General features: G+C 70.8%; 14 protein-coding genes. 10 read left to right on the top strand and 4 right to left on the bottom strand.

Translation table 11 applies throughout. The annotated features are described in order from the left end of the window. The first annotated feature begins 34 nt into the window (after positions 1–34). The 4 genes from ctaD (at position 35) to AB0N02_RS08500 (ending at position 6,223) form a co-directional block, all read left to right on the top strand. Positions 35–1,678 (top strand): cytochrome c oxidase subunit I, encoded by a 1,644-nt coding sequence (ctaD, locus tag AB0N02_RS08485; protein WP_363944231.1) that lies wholly within the window; start codon positions 35–37, stop codon positions 1,676–1,678. 515 nt (positions 1,679–2,193) lie between these two features. After that, positions 2,194–4,923, top strand: a complete 2,730-nt coding sequence (locus AB0N02_RS08490; protein WP_363943998.1) for an immune inhibitor A domain-containing protein — start codon at positions 2,194–2,196, stop codon at positions 4,921–4,923. 137 nt (positions 4,924–5,060) lie between these two features. Beyond that, the gene (locus tag AB0N02_RS08495) at positions 5,061–5,999 is read left to right on the top strand and encodes a diacylglycerol kinase family protein (protein WP_363943999.1); all 939 of its coding nucleotides are present in this window, start codon (positions 5,061–5,063) and stop codon (positions 5,997–5,999) included. 68 nt (positions 6,000–6,067) lie between these two features. Beyond that, a complete protein-coding gene (locus AB0N02_RS08500; RefSeq protein WP_363944001.1) occupies positions 6,068–6,223 on the top strand; it encodes a hypothetical protein in 156 nt (51 codons plus the stop codon). Positions 6,224–6,297: 74 nt separating this feature from the next. Here the strand turns inward: AB0N02_RS08500 and AB0N02_RS08505 are convergent, their stop codons facing one another. The 3 genes from AB0N02_RS08505 to AB0N02_RS08515 form a co-directional block, all read right to left on the bottom strand. Continuing rightward, positions 6,298–7,725, bottom strand: coding sequence for an NERD domain-containing protein kinase family protein (locus AB0N02_RS08505; protein WP_363944002.1), 1,428 nt, complete (start codon positions 7,723–7,725; stop codon positions 6,298–6,300). A 191-nt stretch (positions 7,726–7,916) separates the two neighbouring features. Next, positions 7,917–8,585 (bottom strand): response regulator transcription factor, encoded by a 669-nt coding sequence (locus tag AB0N02_RS08510; RefSeq protein WP_363944004.1) that lies wholly within the window; start codon positions 8,583–8,585, stop codon positions 7,917–7,919. Beyond that, positions 8,582–9,793, bottom strand: a complete 1,212-nt coding sequence (locus AB0N02_RS08515) for a sensor histidine kinase (RefSeq protein WP_363944005.1) — start codon at positions 9,791–9,793, stop codon at positions 8,582–8,584. The genes AB0N02_RS08510 and AB0N02_RS08515 overlap by 4 nt, the downstream gene beginning before the upstream one ends. A gap of 513 nt (positions 9,794–10,306) precedes the next feature. On the opposite strand from AB0N02_RS08515, the gene AB0N02_RS08520 reads away from it, so the two are divergent. The 3 genes from AB0N02_RS08520 to AB0N02_RS08530 all read left to right on the top strand — a co-directional run bounded on the left by AB0N02_RS08520 (position 10,307) and on the right by AB0N02_RS08530 (position 12,377). Beyond that, the gene (locus AB0N02_RS08520; protein ID WP_363944007.1) at positions 10,307–10,708 is read left to right on the top strand and encodes a phage holin family protein; all 402 of its coding nucleotides are present in this window, start codon (positions 10,307–10,309) and stop codon (positions 10,706–10,708) included. After that, the gene (locus tag AB0N02_RS08525) at positions 10,705–11,493 is read left to right on the top strand and encodes a DUF3618 domain-containing protein (protein WP_363944008.1); all 789 of its coding nucleotides are present in this window, start codon (positions 10,705–10,707) and stop codon (positions 11,491–11,493) included. The genes AB0N02_RS08520 and AB0N02_RS08525 overlap by 4 nt, the downstream gene beginning before the upstream one ends. 308 nt (positions 11,494–11,801) lie before the next feature. After that, entirely contained in the window at positions 11,802–12,377 is a 576-nt protein-coding gene (locus AB0N02_RS08530) for a hypothetical protein (protein ID WP_363944010.1), read from the top strand. A 109-nt stretch (positions 12,378–12,486) separates the two neighbouring features. On the opposite strand, the gene AB0N02_RS08535 is transcribed toward AB0N02_RS08530, so the two are convergent. Continuing rightward, positions 12,487–13,263 carry a TenA family protein gene (locus AB0N02_RS08535; RefSeq protein WP_363944011.1) on the bottom strand — a complete coding sequence of 259 codons (777 nt, stop codon included), beginning with the start codon at positions 13,261–13,263 and terminating at the stop codon, positions 12,487–12,489. Positions 13,264–13,757: 494 nt separating this feature from the next. Here AB0N02_RS08535 and AB0N02_RS08540 point away from each other — a divergent pair, with 494 nt between their 5' ends. From AB0N02_RS08540 to AB0N02_RS08550, 3 genes are all read left to right on the top strand, one after another. Continuing rightward, entirely contained in the window at positions 13,758–15,332 is a 1,575-nt protein-coding gene (locus AB0N02_RS08540; protein WP_363944012.1) for a glycosyl hydrolase family 18 protein, read from the top strand. Positions 15,333–15,647: 315 nt separating this feature from the next. Beyond that, positions 15,648–16,805 (top strand): serine hydrolase domain-containing protein, encoded by a 1,158-nt coding sequence (locus AB0N02_RS08545; protein ID WP_363944013.1) that lies wholly within the window; start codon positions 15,648–15,650, stop codon positions 16,803–16,805. 223 nt (positions 16,806–17,028) lie between these two features. After that, a complete protein-coding gene (locus tag AB0N02_RS08550) occupies positions 17,029–18,225 on the top strand; it encodes a histidine kinase (RefSeq protein WP_363944014.1) in 1,197 nt (398 codons plus the stop codon). Positions 18,226–18,280: the final 55 nt, after the last annotated feature.

An 18,280-nucleotide genomic window follows, 5' to 3' on the forward strand; every position in this document is an offset into this window, starting at 1 on the left:
GCCCGTGACGACTGTGCACCAGCGGCCTGCGGGCATGACCGGCCGTAGGGGGCGGATGATCGTCTCGTGGCTGTCGTCGACGGACCACAAGATCATCGGCTACCTCTACATGATCACGTCGTTCGTGTACTTCCTGATCGGCGGGGTCATGGCGCTGATCATCCGGGCCGAACTCGCCCAGCCGGGACTCCAGTTCGTCACCACGGTCCACTACAACGCGCTGTTCACCATGCACGGCACCCTGATGCTGCTGTTGTTCGCCACGCCGCTGTTCGCGGGGTTCGCCAACGTCGTCATGCCGCTGCAGATCGGCTCGCCGGACGTGGCCTTCCCGCGCCTGAACATGGTGAGCTACTGGCTGTTCGCCTTCGGCGGTCTCATCGCGCTCAGCGGGTTCGCGACCAACGGGGGCGCGGCCGACTTCGGCTGGACGGGATACACCCCGCTGTCGACGGCGACCTTCTCCCCCCAGACGGGCGGCGACCTGTGGATCATGGGCCTGGTGATGTCGGGCCTGGGGACGATCCTCGGCTCGGTCAACTTCATCACCACGATCATCTGCATGCGGGCGCCCGGCATGACGATGTTCCGCATGCCGCTGTTCACCTGGAACGTGCTGCTGACCGGCGTGCTCGTGCTGATCGCCTTCCCGGTGCTGGCCGCCGCGCTGCTGGTCCTGGAGGCCGACCGCAAGCTCGGCGCGCACGTCTACGACCCGGCCACCGGCGGTGCGCTGATCTGGCAGCACCTGTTCTGGTTCTTCGGCCATCCCGAGGTGTACATCATCGCGCTGCCGTTCTTCGGCATCGTCACCGAGGTGATCCCCGTCTTCAGCCGCAAGCCGCTGTTCGGCTACATCGGCCTGGTCGGCGCCACCATCGCCATCGCCGGTCTGTCGGTCACCGTGTGGGCGCACCACATGTTCGCGACGGGGCACGTGCTGCTGCCGTTCTTCTCGTTCATGACGTTCCTCATCGCGGTCCCGACCGGTGTGAAGTTCTTCAACTGGGTCGGCACGATGTGGCGGGGCCATCTGACCTTCGAGTCGCCGATGCTGTTCTCGATCGGCTTCCTGGTCACCTTCCTGCTGGGCGGCCTGACCGGCGTCATCCTCGCCTCCCCGCCGCTGGACTTCCAGGTGACCGACTCCTACTTCGTGGTGGCCCACTTCCACTACGTCGTCTTCGGCACCGTGGTGTTCGCGATGTTCGCGGGCTTCTACTTCTGGTGGCCCAAGATGACGGGGAAGATGCTCAACGACACCCTGGGCAAGGTGCACTTCTGGTTGCTGTTCATCGGCTTCCACACCACCTTCCTGGTGCAGCACTGGCTCGGCGCCGAGGGTATGCCGCGCCGCTACGCCGACTACAGCGCCGTCGACGGCTTCACCGGCCTGAACGTGGTCTCCTCGGTCGGCGCCCTCATCCTCGGCGTCTCCACGCTGCCGTTCCTGTACAACGTCTGGTGGACCGCCCGGTACGCGCCGCGGGTGACCGTGGACGATCCGTGGGGGTTCAGCAACTCCCTGGAGTGGGCGACGACCTGCCCGCCGCCGCGGCACAACTTCACCTCGCTGCCGCGCATCAGGTCCGAACGCCCGGCCTTCGACCTGCACTACCCCCGGATCGACACGGAGCCGCGCCGGCTCGATCCGGCCGCCCCGTCCGAGGAGATCTGACCGGCCGGGCCGTACCGCCCGCCGCGCGCCGCCTCCCGCCCGCCGTCACCCGTCACCGCCCGGCCTCCGCCGGGCGGTTCCGTCTGTCACGGGGAGCCTGTCGCGGGGAGCGTCACGGGAGCGCAGTGAGACGCGTCGCGGCGGGCGCCGCTGTGCTCTCCGGCGTTCTCCGGCGTCCTCCGGTGCTCGCCGGTTTCCGGCGTTCCGGAGGCGCCGACGGCCTTCGGAGAGCGGTTCCCGGATCCCGTCCCGCGACTTTCACCGCGCTGACCTGCTGTGAAACCAGCATTGTCACGAAAGCGTTGGGAAACATCACCATTTCATGACAATGGGCGATTCATTACGGTTTTACAACATCATTCATCGCCTTTACTCCTGCTTTACCTTCTCGTCTAACGTCCCGCTCGGTGCGTACATAAGGCGCGCCGGGGACGTCCGCGCCCGGCGAACCCGGGCAGGGAGGGTAAGCGTTGTCCAGCAAAGGCAGGGGTGCTCCAAGGCGCCTGCTCGCGATAGTGCCCGTTATCGGCCTTGCTGCCGCGGGGCTGGCGATGGGCGGTGCGTCGGCGAGCGCCGACACCTCGATCGCGCGGTATCAGCCGACCACGGCCGACTACTACATCAACTACGCCCCGCCCAGGGACGAGCCCGAGGTCCAGGACCCGGCCGTCCCCAACGCCGGGGCACGGCGGATCAGCCCGTCGACGAAGATCGCCCGGAAGTATTCCGAGGGTAACCCCGCCGCGGCCCGAGTGCTCGCCGCCCGTGAGGCGGAGGCGATCAGGACCGGTCTCAACCCGGCCGACCTGTTGTTCAAGAAGTCGAAGACCGTCAAGGAAGCCAAGCTCCTCACGCTGCTGGTGGAGTTCAACGACAAGGCCAACGACGACTTCTCCGGTTTCAAGCGTCCCAAGGACACCGACAGCGAGGACCCGGCCGAGTGCGTGACCGAACCGCCGGGCACCCTGCTCAACGGTCCGCTGCACAACAAGATTCCCAACCCGGCGTCCTTGGCACGCAAGGACAACAACAGCTTCTGGGTGCCTGACTTCAGCCCCGACCACTTCAACAAGATGCTTTACAGCAAGGACGGCATCACCCAGCGCGTCCGCACCGATCTGACCGACCCCCGGGACGGTCGCAAGGGCATCGACATCTCCAAGTACACGATGCGGAACATGTACGAGGAGCTGTCCAAGGGCGCCTACACGGTCGCCGGCCAGGCCAGCCCGTGGATCAAGGTCCCGCACTCGGAGGCCTACTACGGCGCCCGCGCCTGCGGCAAGGAAGTGCAGGACATGACCGGCCACCCGAGCAACCCGCTCGGCCCCGGCCAGCTCGCCATCGACGCGGTCAACTCCCTGGCCGCAGCCAACCCGAACTTCCCCTGGGAGGACTACGACAAGGAGGACGTCGCCGACGCCGACGGTGACGGCAACTACGCCGAGCCCGACGGCGTGATCGACCACCTCGTGCTGGTCCACGCCGGCAAGGACAAGTCCGGCGACGGCGGCGCCGAGGGCACCTACGCGATCTGGGCGCACTCCAGCGCGGTCGCCGGCGGCTACAAGGTCCCCGGCAAGAACGTGAAGATCTCCAACTACATCGTCCAGCCGGAGGACTCCGGCGTCGGCGTCTTCGCCCACGAGTACGGTCACGACCTCGGTCTGCCCGACCTCTACGACACCACGGGCGCGGCCTCCTCGGCCGTCGACTTCTGGGACCTGATGTCCGCCGGCTCCCACAGCGGCCCGATCTTCCAGTCGATGCCGACCCACATGGGCCTGTGGGACAAGTGGATCCTCGGCTGGGCCAACCCCAAGGTCTTCAACCCCGGTGACGCGGCCCGCCCGGTCACGATCGGCCAGACCTCGCGCACGCCCAAGCTCACCGAGGACGGCGTCCGGGTGAACCTGGCCAGCGCGCCGCTGAAGATGGTCGAGCCGCACAGCGGCACCAAGATGTGGTGGTCCAACCTCGACCAGGAGTGGGCCGACGTCAAGCTCACCCGCGAGGTGCAGGTGCCCGCCGGCACCGACGTGAAGTTCTGGCTCTGGAACAACTACGAGATCGAGCAGGACTGGGACTTCGGCTTCATCGAGGTCTCCACCGACGGCGGCACCACCTGGGCCCCGCAGAAGGTCTACACCGAGGGCGGCACCCTCGTCTCGACCGACGACAGCTACCCCGACCCGAACAAGAACCTCGCCAAGTTCAACAACCGGAAGTACGGCCTCACCGGCAACACCGACGGCTGGCGGCACGACTACGTCGACCTGGCCCCGTTCGCCGGCAAGACCGTCAAGCTCAGGCTGGTCTACAACACCGACGCCGCCTTCACCCCGCGCAGCTGGCACGCCGACGACTTCGCGCTCACCAACGGCACCCAGACCGTCTGGAGCGACGACGTCGAGGGCGGCAACAAGGGCTGGACGGCCAGCGGCGGCACCTTCACCAACACCCACGGCCAGGGCTGGAACATCAACGACGGCTCCCGCGAGCTCTCCCGGTTCTACCTCGCCGAGTGGCGTAACTTCGACGGCTTCGACAAGGGCCTGCAGTACACCTACACCACCGACTACTCGCGCGACGGCGCCTGGAAGGTGGAGAAGGTCAAGTACAACGCCCCCGGTCTGCTCGTCTGGTACCGCGACTCGACCTACACCAACAACAACCTGTCCAACAACATCGAGCTGCCGCCCAGCCTCGGCTCCAAGGGCAGCCTGATCCTGGTCGACTCCCACTACGACCCGCTGCGGCGGACCGGTACGGCCGCCGAGAAGGACCCCACCCGCCTGAAGAACATGCAGGGACGCGTGCAGACCTCGAACGCGGCCTTCTCCTTCGGCAAGACGTACCCCTTCAAGGAGTGCATCGAGGGACCGAACGAGCCCTTCAGCGAGTACTGCACCAACACCGGCCAGCTGCCCGCCGTGCCGGAGTTCACCGACGCCAAGACCTGGTACCCGGGCCTCGAGTACCGTGACGGCGGCCTGTACTACCGGGACTTCGACGCCTCCGTGGTCGTCCCGTCCAAGGGCGACCAGCCCTACAGCACCCGCGTCGTCAACGCCGACGGCACCCCGGCGCGCGATCTGTACGGCACCGACCTGGGCAACGGCAACGTCCTGGGCAGCGGCAACCCCGGCGACGAGGGCAAGGCGCTGGGCGTGAAGTTCAAGCTCCTCGCCCCGCTTCCCGGCAACCTCGGCGCGATCGTCTACGTGACCCCGCCCAAGAAGTGATCCGCGGGGAGGGTGACCGCCCCGGGGCGGTCACCCTCCCCGGAAAGTAGTCCGGTCCGCCGGATGTAGGGCCCCGCCGTCATCGACGGCGGGGCCCTACGATCTGACGGGGAAGTATCCGATCGAAAAGGGGCAGCGTGGGAGAGCTTCGCAGCAAGGCCGAGCACACCGAGGCGATCCGGACCGAGCGCCGGATCTGCGTGGTGGTCAACACGCACTCGCGCCGCGGACGCCGCCTCTACCCCCGGGTGATCGACACGCTCGCCGCCGAGGGCTTCGAACCGATCCGCACCTTCGCCGTGGTCGAGCCCCGGCGGCTGCGCGCCACGCTGGACGCGGCTCTGGAGGCCGGTCCCGACCTGCTCGTCGTCGGCGGCGGCGACGGCACGCTCAGCGCCGCCGTCAAGCACGTCGCCCACCGCGACGTCGCCCTCGGCGTGCTGCCCCTGGGCACGACCAACAACTTCGCCCGCAGCCTCGGCCTCCCGCTGGACCTCACCGGCGCGATCCGGCTGTTCCGCACCGGCAAGGTCGCCGACATCGACCTGGGGATCGCGGGTGACCGGGAGTTCGCCAACCTGGCCAGCTTCGGCGTCTCCGTCGAGGTGGCGGGCACGGTCCGCCCCTGGCTGAAGCGCCTGCTGGGGCGCGCGGCCTACCCGCTCACCGCCCTGACGATCCTGCCCGGCCACCGCCCCTTCCGCGCCTTCATCACCGCCGACGGCCGCCGCCACGAGCTGCTCACCCACCAGCTCAACATCGCCAACGGCCGCTTCCACGGCGGCTGGCAGGTGGCCAAGGACATCAGCATCGACAACGGCAGGCTCGTCGCCTACCAGCTCGGCTCGGGCAAGCGCCTGAGGCTCCTGCTGGAGACCCTGGTCCGCGCCACCACGGGACGCTGGCGCAGCCTCGCGGGCGGCCCCTTCGTCGTCGGCCAGGAGATGTACCTGGAGACCGACCCGCCGATGGCGGCCGACGTCGACGGCGAGGTCCGCCTGATGACCCCCATCACGATCCGGACCGTGCCCAACGGCCTGCGCGTTATGGTCCCCGGCCACTTCGTCGACTCCTGAGCCGCCCCCGGCCGGTTAGGGGCGCACCACGGAGGGCAGAGGTCCTTCCCGAACGGTTGGAGGACGGCATGGCGTCTCTGATGGACAGGATCAAGCGCTACCTGGACAGCCCGCAGGGGCGCAGGAACGTGGAGAAGGCCAAGGAGATGGCGCGTGACCCGCGTAACCAGCGGAAGCTGCGCGACCTGGTGAACCGCCTCCGCTCCGGCGGCCCTCGCCGCTGAGGCCCGCCCGGCGAACGATCACGCCGGGTGCGGCCCGGTGAGGGCCCGAGACCGTCCCGGACGGGCGGGGGCCGCTACCGCCGGGAGGGGCGCAGGAAGCGGTTGCGGAGCCTGTCGAGCAGCATGGGCTCCCGGGGCCCGGGGGCCGCCAGTCCCTCACGGGCCCGCCGCAGGGTCTCGAGGGCCTCGGCGGCGTTCGGCCTCCTGTCGGGATCCTGGTCGCGCAGGCGCCGCAGCAGTTCCATCACCTCCGCCGGAACGCCGTCGGGGGTGACCGGCTCGGGGCCGGGTACGGGACCCGCGGGGGGAAGCGCGCCGGTCAGCAGCTGGAAGGCGATCACCCCGGCCGCGTACACGTCGGCCGCGGCCGTCATCCTCTCGGGCCTGGCCTGGCACTCGGGGGCGACGTAGTGGGTGTCCAGGATGTTGGGAAGCTCGTTGGCCACCGTGTGCGCGCGGGGCCCCGGCTTGGCGTAGTCGAACCCGGTCAGCATCGCCCTGCCGTCCTCGGTGACCAGGACGCAGGCGGGGTTGAGCGCCCGGTGGATGACGTTGTTGGCGTGGACGTGGGCCAGGCCCAGCAGCATGTCCTCGATCACGTCGAGCTTCGCGTCCGTGGACAGCGTCCGCCGCGAACTGGACAGGTGCAGGTGCAGCGCCTGGCCGTGCACGTCGTCGAGGACCAGCACGAACCGGCTCTCGTCGTCGATCGCGAAGAAGTCACGGGAACGCACGACGCACGGGTGCGGGGGAATCCGGGTGAGCGACTGGTAGGCGTTGGCGATCAGCCGCCGCTCGGCCGCCCGGGGCTCCTCCTCGGCCAGCGGATCGGCCCGGTAGACCCGCAGCAGGACCGTCTCGCTTCCCGGGAGCGTCGCGTTGATCGCCCGGTACTCGGTGATCCGGTTGTCCCCGCCGAGCTGCTCCTCGACCTCCCAGTTGCCGAAGCGCGGCGGCGAGGTCGAGCGCCGCACGCTGCCGTTCAGCGCCTCGATGATCGCGGTGCGGTACGGCGTGGCGTCCGGCGTGTAGCCACGCCTGACCCGGGAGACGTCGCTCAGCGTGCCGACCAGGCCCGGCAGGCTGGTGACGTGCCGGGAGTCACGGCCGGCCGGATCGACGAGCTCGGCGTCCGGGCCGGTGAGCACGACGACGCTGTCGACGTACACCCGTTCCAGCTCGCGGTGGTTCTGGGTGAGCAGGCCCTTGAGGGCGCGCCCGTTGCCGCGCAGCTTGGCCACCGGGGAGCCGAAGGCGTTCCGCCGCGAGGGGAACCAGCGCGTCCCGGCGACCTCGATCCGTCCCCGGGTGCCCTTGACGTCGATGAGACAGAGCGAGTGGCGGGTCATGACGATCACGTCGACCTCGAAGGAGTCGTCGTCGCGCGGCACCTCGATGTTGTGCAGCAGCAGCCAGTCGTCGGGCGCGTTGTCCCGCAGGTGCGCGACGACCCGCCGCTCGGCGTCGTTGACCGGGCGTCCGCCGCCGACGATCTGTGCCATCTCTAGCGTGCCGCCCTTCTTCGCCGTGCCTGAAGTAGGGCAAGGGTCTCATGATCCCGCCTGTCCCTACTTTTCGCCACTCCGTGGTGACCGGGTTGACAGCTTTTGTTCAGCCAAGGAGTCCGTCCGTGCTACCCGTCCGCGCCACCCGCCGGTGGCGCCGACGCCACGACCGGCGCGGTGCCGGGCCACTACGGCCGGTGGCGCGGGCTGACCAGGCCGGCCTCGTAGGCGAGGGCGACGGCCTGCGCGCGGCTGGACAGGCCCAGCTTGGCCATGGCCCGGTTCAGATGGGTCTTGACCGTCGCCTCGCTCACGCACAGGTCGTCGGCGATCTCCCCGTTGGACAGCGCCCTGCCGACCATGCGCAGCACCTCCGTCTCCCGGGCGGTGAGCGCGTCGAGCCCCGCCTGCGGGACGATCGTCGTGTCCCTGTTCCTGGTGTAGGCCTCGACCAGGCGGCGGGTCACGGTCGGCGCGAACAGCATGTCGCCCGAGGCGATCGTGCGGACCGCCGCGATCAGCCGCTCCGGCGGGGTGTCCTTGAGCAGGAACCCCGAGGCCCCGGCCCGCAGCGCGTCGTAGACGTACTCGTCGAGGTCGAAGGTCGTCAGGATCAGCACCCTGGGCGGCACCGGGCCCGCCGCCGCCAGGATGCGCTCGGTCGCGGCGATGCCGTTCAGTCCCGGCATCCGCACGTCCATCAGGATCACGTCGGGACGGGTCGCGGTGACCAGGGCGACCGCCTCCTCCCCGTCGGAGGCCTCACCCGCCACCTTCAGGTCGGGGGTGGCCCGGATCAGCGCGGCGAACCCGGCCCGCACCAGGATCTGGTCGTCCACGACCAGCACCTTGATCATTCGTCTCCTCGCCCGTCCCTCGGGCCCTCCGGCGGCGACAGCGGCACCGTCGCCGAGACCTCGAACCCGCCCCGTGCCAGCGGCCCCGAGACGATCCTGCCTCCGTAGAGCCTGACCCGCTCGCGCATCCCGATCAACCCGAGACCGCCCCCGTTCCCGCTCTCCTGCGACGGAGAGCCGTCGTCGGTGACCGTGATGAGCAGCTCCTCGCCGCCGTAGTGCAGCCGCACCCGCGCGCGGGCCGGGAACGCGTGCTTGATCACGTTGGTCAGGCTCTCCTGCACCACGCGGTACGCGCACAGCTCGACCCCGGGGTTCAGCGACCTGGGGCGTCCCGTCACCTCCAGGTCCACCGGCACCCCGGCGCCGCGGACGCGTTCGACGAGCTGGCCGAGCTGGGTCAGGCCCGGGGTCGGGTCGTAGAGGCCGTCGCCACCGGGCCTGTGGTCCACGCGGAGCACCGCGAGCAGCCGCCGCATCTCCTCCAGCGCCTCGTGGCTGGTGTCGGCGACCGTGGCCAGCGCGCAGCTGGCGGTGTGGGGATCGCTGGCGAACACGTAGCGGGCCAGACCGGCCTGCACCGAGATCACCGACATGTGGTGGGCGACGATGTCGTGCAGTTCCCTGGCGATGCGCACCCGTTCCTCGGCGACCGCCCGGCTGGCCTCGGCCTCCCGCTGCCGCCGCAGCCGCTCGGTGAGCTCGGCCAGCCGCCTGTTCCGGTCGGCGAGTCTGCGCGTGCCCATGCCGAGCACCCAAGCGGTCAGGATCACCAGCGCGCTCTGCAGCATGTTCAGCTCCGCCATGCCCGCGGTGGACATCAGCGAGGCCCACCACCACACCGCGGCCGCCGCCGCGATCCCGGCCACCGCGACCCGCGGTGACCGCAGGACGGTGACGGTGTACAGCGTCAGCAGGATGGAGAAGTTGTTCACGTTGGGCTGGTAGCCCAGCGAGTGGTGCCAGAACGAGGCGGCCGAGCAGACGGCGAGCGCGATGACGGGGGCCCGCCTGCGCACGGCGACGGGAAGATTGGCCACGAGGGTCAGCGCGACCGCGGCCGCGTCGGGGCGCCGCCACGGGCCGCTGTCGTCCTTCACGGCCCACACCAGGGTCATTCCGGTGAGCGCGACGGCCAGCAGCGCGTCCACGATCCTGGGGTCGACCTCGCCGGCCCGCCGTATCAGCGCCGTCACCGTTGCCCGCATGCGCGCATGCTAGCCAGGGAGGAACGGCCGCCTCATCGAGCGGACGGTTGACCGGCCATACCGCGGAAGTTGTACGGCGACGCCCCGCCTACCGCCCCGGTCACCGCCGGATCAGACCGCCGAACGATGTGGCCCGGGCGCCGCGCGTTCTACCGTGATGATCGCTGGTGCTCGCTCCGGGAGGACAGGCTCGTGATTCCCGGAAGTTCGCCTTCGTGGGTCCCGCCGGTGATCTCGGCGCCTGCGGCCGGCGTTCCGGAGCTCTCCACCCGGTGCGCCGGCCGTACGGCCGGACCTCGAAGGTGTGCTTGCGGGGGCGACCTTCGAGTCCGGACGCGGCGCGGGTGGCGGGCGGCACCGGCCGCTCACGGCCGCCCGGCCCGGCGGGGGCCCGGGACGCGGGCCGGGGAGGCCGGGGAAAGGGCGGGCAACGCCCCGATCAATGGTCGGCCGCGGAAGGTTTGCCGTGGTGGCACAGGGTAGACGCCTTCTCCTGGGGGGAGGAGGAACGCCATGATCGGCAATCCCAAGGAAACCCTGTCCACCGCCGAGCTGATCCGGCTGATGTCGGAGGAGGTCTCGCGCCTCGTCAAGGACGAGCTTCGCCTGGCCAGGCTGGAACTGAGCAAAAAGGGCAGGCACGCCGGGATCGGGGCGGGGCTGTTCGGCGGGGCGGGGGTGGTGGCCCTGTACGGGGGCGGGGCACTGGTGGCCGCGGTGATCCTGCTCCTCGCCCTGGTGATGCCCGCGTGGGTCGCCGCCGTGGTGGTGGGCGTGGTGCTCCTGATCGTGGCCGCCCTTCTCGGGCTCATGGGCAGGCAGCAGGTGGTCCAGGCCGCCCCGCCCACGCCCGAGCGGACCATCGAAAGCCTCAAGGAGGACCTCGACATGGTGAAGGAGAGGGCGCACCGATGACCGAGACAGATCCGGAGAGACCCGACGACACCCTGGACGCCGGCACCACCGGGGCCCGCAGGCGGGAGGCGGCCGAGCCCGTACAGCCCGACGAGGAGATGTCGCTGAACCTTCCGCCGAAGGTGCCGGGGGAGGCGCCGTCCCCGGCCCCGGGCGTCCCGCCGCCCGGCCGCGAGGAGACGCCCCGGCCGGCGGAGAGAACGGCCGGCGCCGCCGGAAGGGCCCCGGCCCCGGCGGCCCCTTCCCCGGCGGCTCCGGCGGCGGCCGCTTCCACGGCGACGGGTCCCGCGACGGCCGCTTCCGCGGCGGGTGGGACCGCCGTCGCGGCGGGAACGGCCGGGCACCCCCGCGGGACGAGCCGCGGGGGCGGTGGGACGAGCGAGGAAAGCGTGCGGCGGGACATCGAGAACGACCGCCGCGAACTGGGCGACACAGTGGAGGCTCTGGTGCACAAGACCGACGTCAAAGGCCGCGTTCAGGAGACGGCTGCCCAGATGGGCGACGAGTTGCGCCGGGTGGGGGCGGCGACCGCCACCACCGCGACGGAGATGGCGGACCGGGTCAAGGAGGCCGCCCCCGAAATGGTCGGACGAGTCAGGGAGGCGGCGCCCGAGGTGGTCGGGCGCGTCAAGGAGGCGACCCCCGCCGAGGTCAGGGAAGCGGCGGGAAGAGTCACGACCGAAATAGCCAAACGGCCCGTCGCGGTCGTCGCGGCGGGGGCCGTGCTGGTCCTGGTCGCGGTGCGCCTGCTCAGGCGGGGCAGGAGGAGCACGAAGCGGAGGTGAGCGTGGCCGGGCGGGGCCGCTCCCGCACGCCGGGGGCGGCTCGGCCGGACGCTGAGGCGACGGGGGAGCCGGACGGGGGGTCGCCGGGGTAATCTGGCCGTTTCCGGGCGGGCGGCGGACCCCCTCCTTTCCGCCCGTCCGGAATCTCCCCTACCGCACTTTCTGCCGGAGATCTCCACTCTCGACGTCCCACGGCTTCGCGGATCCGCCCGCTGAACCGTTCCGGCCGCCCGTACGTTGTGGTCGGTGTCGGGATCCGCGAACCCCGCGGAGACGGATGGCTTTCTCAGGAACCCCCAGGAGATCTCATGCGCCGTGTTCTCGGCCTCACCGCAGGTCTGACCCTCATCGCAGTCGCCCTTTCCCCTGTCGCGTCCGCCGAGGCCGCCTGCCTCGGCGCCGCCAGGAAGTGCTCGCGGGATCCTCTGATCACCATCGACGTGGCCGCCAAGGGCACCCCGCGCGTCCCCCAGGGCGGGCGCGTCACCTACACCCTGAAGTACTCCATGACCTGGATGGAATCCTTCGCCCCCTACTGGGGCTCCTTCTGGGTCGGCGGCAGGTTCCCCAAGGGGGCCAGGGGCCCGGCCAAGGCGACGCTCTATGACACCGCGGGCAAGCGGATCGCCACCCTCCCCTGCCGTGAGTACTCCGACGGCGTCTGGTGCGAGGCGGGAAGCGAGATCCCGCACGAGGGCAAGGTCGTTCTCACCGCCCGGCTGGCCCGCCACGGCGGGGGAGCCGCGGTCGCCAAGCTCGGCTTCGACAGCTTCGACGGGCTCAACCAGCAGGAGTTCGAGCGGCACTACAAGCGGGAGAGGGCGCGCGAGAAGTTCTGCAACTACCGCTTCACCAAGACCGTCGTCACGACCGTGCATCCCTGAGCCGCCCCGGAAGGCCGGAGGGGGAGGGCGCCGCCGCCGGGCGGGCGGCGTCTCGCCCGGCGACCGGCCGTCGCGAACCGGCCGCCGGGCCCACGGCCCGGTCCTGGGGTCACGAACCGGCGGCCATGTCGAAGAAGCGCAGCTCCAGCCGTACGGCCCGGCGGAAGAAGTCCAGCACGCGCAGCTGCCCGTCCGCCGGGAGCGCGGGGCCGAGGCGGTCGAGCTCACCGCGCAGGAACCCCACCCAGGCCCGGAACGCCGGTCCCTCGTGCAGCTCGATCCACTCGCGGTGGACGAAGTCGTCCGGCGGCGGTTCCTCCGCCCGGCTCGCCCAGCCGAGGTAGCTCCACTCCGCCACGCACAGCACCGCCAGGACGAGCGGGTAGTCCAGGCTGGTCCTGGCCTCGTCCATCAGGGCGATGAAGTCGGCCGTCACCGGTTCGGGCGCCGCGGCGGCCAGGTCGGCCGCGGTGACGCCGAGGGCGGCCAGCGCCCGGTGGAAGTAGGTCTTCTCCTCCGTCGTGGCGGTCTCGCCCAGGAAACGGCCGAACGGCACCCGGGACTCGAAGCTGTCCGCGCTGGCCACGGCCGCGCCGAGGAGCGCGGTGAACGAGTCGACGAACTGGAAGTCCTGGACCAGGTAACGGCGCATGGCGTCGGCGGGGGTCTCGCCCCGGGTGATGGACGCGGCGAACGGGTGGGTCACCACCGCGCTCCACTCGGGTTCGCACCTGGAGCGCAGCCACTGGCTGAAGGCGGGGTCGGCGGTGCCCGCCCGCCACTCGTCGTAGGGAACGTCACGTGGGGTGCCGTGGGCGCCCTGAGGGGCGCTACGAGGGGCACTCCGGGGGGTGTCGCGGGGGGCGTCGTGAGGGGCGGGACCCATCGGCTTCTCCTCTGCTCTCGCGGGTTCCGGGCTCTCGCGCCGGCTTTTCGGTCTCGCGGCCGCGCGGGGCGGTCGATCGGCATGCTAGCGGTCACCGGAGCGCCCACCGGGCATGACAGGGCGGTGACCTGGGTGATCGTCGTACCGGTGGCGGCCGGCGAGCCTGTCGCGGCGGGGGCCGGAATCCGCGGGAGGCGTGGGCGCCGGCGGCCTCCGGAGGGGGGTTCGACGGCACCGGCGCGCCGGGCGGGGAAGGCGGACGGCCGGGATCGATGCGGAAACCGGGATGATATGGGGAAATTCGGGCACGGATCTGCAGCTGTTGACATCGCCGGAATTGAACTTGTCATGGACATTGACCGAATTTCTCTCGATAATTCTTTGGACCTGTTATTGCTCGCGAGTCCCCCCACCGCGGCCTCGCAACCCTCCGCCACGTCGTCAATGCCCGGTGACTTTCCGTATCCGGGCGACAGAAGGGTTGTCACCCCCCCATGAAGAGCATTCCGCGCCTGGCGGCGCTGGCGGCATCAGTGCTGCTGGCGACCACGGGCGTCCTCATCACGCAGACGTCGGCCCAGGCGGCCAATCTGCTCACGAACTCTGATTTCGAGAGCGGATCCGTCTCGCCCTGGTCCTGTACCGGTGGCCTGGGATCGGTCGTCAGCACCCCGGTCCACTCCGGCAACGGAGCGCTCGCCGGTGCGGCGAGCGGCTCCGACACCGCCCAGTGCACCCAGACGGTGGCCGTCAAGCCGAACAGCTCCTACGTCCTGAGCGCCTGGGTGCGCGGCAGCTACGTCTACCTCGGCGTGAACGGCGGCTCGTCCCGCTGGACCTCGTCGTCGGCGTACACGCAGCTCAGCGTCTCCTTCACCACCTCGGCCACCCAGACCAGCGCCGTGGTCTTCCTGCACGGCTGGTACGGGCAGGGCACCTACTACGCCGACGACGTCAGCCTCGACGGCCCTCCCGTCTCCACGCCCACGCCCACGATCACCCCCACGATCACGCCCACGCCGACGGTGACGCCGACGATCACGCCCACGCCGACGGTCACCCCCACGATCACGCCCACGCCCACGGTGACGCCCACGGTCACGCCGACCGACACCACGTGCGCGGTGAAGTCGCGGCCGGCGGGCAAGGTCATCCAGGGATACTGGGAGAACTGGGACGGCGCGGTCAACGGCGTGCACCCGCCGTTCGGCTGGACGCCGATCAACGACCCCCGCATCAAGCAGCACGGCTACAACGTGATCAACGCCGCGTTCCCGGTCATCCGCTCCGACGGCACAGTGCTGTGGGAGGACGGGATGGACGCCACCGTCAAGGTCTCCACCCCGGCTGAGATGTGCGACGCCAAGGCCGCGGGTGCCACCATCCTGATGTCGATCGGCGGTGCGACCGCCGGCATCGACCTCAGCTCCAGCACCGTCGCCGACAAGTTCGTCGCGACCGTCGTGCCGATCCTGAAGAAGTACAACTTCGACGGCATCGACATCGACATCGAGACCGGCCTGTCCGGCAGCGGCAGCATCAGCCAGCTGTCCGCCTCGCAGTCCAACCTCATCCGCATCATCGACGGCGTGCTCGCCCAGATGCCCTCCAACTTCGGCCTGACCATGGCCCCCGAGACGGCCTACGTCACCGGTGGCAGCGTGACCTACGGCTCGATCTGGGGCGCCTACCTGCCGATCATCAAGAAGTACGCCGACAACGGCCGCCTCTGGTGGCTGAACATGCAGTACTACAACGGAAGCATGTACGGCTGCTCCGGTGACTCCTACTCCGCGGGCACGGTTCAGGGCTTCACCGCCCAGACCACCTGCCTGAACAACGGCCTGGTCATCCAGGGCACCACGATCAAGGTTCCCTACGACAAGCAGGTCCCGGGTCTGCCCGCCCAGGCGGGCGCCGGCGGCGGCTACATGTCGCCGTCCCTGGTCTCCCAGAGCTGGAACGCCTTCGGCGGCCAGCTCAAGGGCCTGATGACCTGGTCCATCAACTGGGACGGGTCGAGGAGCTGGAGCTTCGGCGACAACGTCAAGGCGCTGCAGGGCCGTTGATCGGCTGACCGGCGCGTGAAGGCCGCCCCCGAGTACTCGGGGGCGGCTTTTCGCATTTATGGTCACATGTTCTCTGAGTGTTTATTGTCCTTTTTTATGGAAGGGGTCTCCGCGGGGCGAGGGGATTTCCCCCGGGGTGTCCTCCTCCCGTCCCGGCGTCCGCCGATCCTCCTGTCCCGGTGTGATGTCAGCCGGGGAACGTCTGTTCCGCGCCGTCGCGGCGGGGGGCCGGGCCTTCGGCCGTCCGCCGCCGGAGGCCGGATCCGTGCCGGGAGGGCGGGAATGACGCCGCGATCACCGGCCGTTGCCAGTGGCATGAGTACTTCTCCGCAGATCGGCGGATTCACCGCGCCCGGATTCGAAGGCGTCGCGGCGGCCTTCGAACGCAACTTCACCGAACGGGGCGAGGTCGGGGCGGCCTTCTCGGCCGTGCTGGACGGGGAGGTGGTCGTCGACCTGTGGGGCGGGACGGCCGATCCCGTCACCGGGCGGCCGTGGGAGAGCGACACCCTGCAACTCGTCTTCTCCGGGGCCAAGGGGCTGATCGCCACCTGCGTGCTGATGCTGGCCGAACGGGGGAGGATCGATCTGGAGGCGCCGGTCGCCGACTACTGGCCGGAGTTCGCCGCGCACGGCAAGGGCGGGACCACGGTGGTGGAGATGCTCTCGCACCGGGCCAGGCTGCCCGGAGTGCGCACGCCGCTGGCCCCGGAGGATCTGGCCGACTCCGTACGGCTCGCCGCCCTGCTGGCCGCCCAGGAGCCCGAGGACGACCCGCGAGGGGCCTACATCTACCACCCGCTCACCTACGGCTGGCTGGCCGACGGGCTGGTCCGCCGGGTGGACGGCCGGGGGGTCGGGCGGTTCTTCGCCGAGGAGATCGCCGCGCCGCTGGGACTCGAGGTGTGGATCGGGGTGCCCCCCGAGCACGAGGGCCGGGTCTCCCGGCTCACGCTCGCGGACGGCGTGGGGGCCGAGCCGGGCCGGGAGCGGACCGGTGACCCGCTGGCCGACCGCGTCCAGGCCAACCCGCCGCTGCTGCTGCGCGGCGGGGACCTCTACTGGAACACCCCGCTCGCCCGCCGGTCGCCCCCTCCGGGCGCGGGGGCCGTCGTCACGGCCCGGTCGATGGCCCGCTTCTACGGCGCGCTCGCCAGGGGCGGTGAGCTGGACGGCGTCCGGATCATCGAGCGGGCCACGCTCGACCTCGGCCGCGCCGAGCGTGTCAAGGGGATCGAACCCCTGTGGGGCGCCCCCATGGCCTACGGCGCCGGCTACGAGCTCCAGGCCGGGCTGAACGTCTTCGGCCGGCCCGCCGACGCCTACGGGCACGCGGGCATGGGCGGTTCCCGGCACGCCGCGTGGCCCGGTCACGGGCTGGGCTTCTCCTACGCGATGAACCAGCTGCGCGGCGACGCCCCCGACCTGCGTTCCCAGTCGCTGCTGAACGCGCTGGAGGACGCGCTCGCCTGACCCCGTCCGCCGCCCGGGACAGGGGACGCCCGGCGCCCGGCGCCCGGAGCGTGCGGGAACGGGCGGCGGAGCACGGGAGCCGGGAGCGGACCGGCCGGGCGGGAGCCGGAGCCGGTCGGGGGAGCCCCCGGCCGATGATGATCTACAATGTAAAGGGGTGGGGCGGCCGGTCTGATGTCCGTCAGAGGGGCGTCCGCGAACGTGCGAGGATAGGGTCCGGGACGTGGAACCCCTCGTCGCCGTGCTGCTCGTCTCCGCCCTGGTCGGTGTGCCGGCCCTGGTGCTGTGGCGCGTGCTGCGCGGACGGCGCGAGCTGGGCAGCAGCCCGGCCGAGCGCGCCACCTTCGAGACCCTGCACACCGCCTCGCTCGCCGCGCCGCCGCTGCGGGCCGGGCTGACCGAGGCGGGCACCCAGAAGGCCTCGCGGCATCTGCGCGAGCTGCTCGGTTCCCCGGCGCTGGCGATCACCGACGAGAAGCGGCTGCTGGTCTACGACGGGGAGGGCGAGCACCACGCCCCCGAGGCGTTCGCGCACGCCGCCAAGACCCTCACCGGGGGCCGCACCCAGGTGCTCGGGCCCGAGGTCGTCTCGTGCGACATCCCCGAATGCCCGATCAGATACGCGGTCGTGGTGCCGCTCACCACGGACGGCCGGGTGGTCGGTTCGCTGGCGGCCTACGGCGGGCACGCCTCGGCGGGCCTGGTGCGGGCCACCCACGAGGTGGCCAGCTGGGTCGACTCCCAGCTGGAGCTGGCCGAGCTCGACCGGTCCCGGACGCGGCTGATGGAGGCCGAGGTCCGCGCGCTGCGCGCGCAGATCTCCCCGCACTTCATCTACAACTCGCTGACGACGATCGCGAGCTTCGTCCGCTCCGACCCCAACCGCTCCCGGGAACTGCTGCTGGACTTCGCCGACTTCACCCGCTACTCCTTCCGGCGGCACGGCGAGTTCACCACACTGGCCGAGGAACTGCGCTCCATCGACCGTTACCTGACCCTGGAACGTGCCCGGTTCGGCGACCAGCTCCAGGTCACGCTGCGGATCGCGCCCGAGGTGCTCGCGGTCGCCGTGCCGTTCCTGTGCCTGCAGCCGCTGGTGGAGAACGCGGTCCGGCACGGTCTGGAGAGCAAGCCCGGCGTCGGCCGCATCTCGATCATCGCCGAGGACGCGGGAGCGGAGTGCCGGATCAGCGTGGAGGACGACGGCGTCGGCATGGATCCCGACCGGCTGCGCCGCATCCTGGCCGGTGACGCCGACGAGCGCTCGGGGGCCGGGGGAGTGGGGCTGGCCAACGTCGACGAGCGGCTGCGCCAGGTCTACGGCGACGAGTACGGCCTGGTGGCCGAGACCGGTAAGGGGGCGGGCACCAAGGTCAGCGTCCGGGTGCCGAAGTATCACCCCGGAGTCTCGGCCCACTGATCCGCGCCCGCGCGCGGGCACGGGGTCTTCCCCCCGGATTCGGCTGGTCGGAAGC

This window comes from Streptosporangium sp. NPDC051022 (assembly GCF_040683035.1).
Taxonomy (GTDB): domain Bacteria; phylum Actinomycetota; class Actinomycetes; order Streptosporangiales; family Streptosporangiaceae; genus Streptosporangium.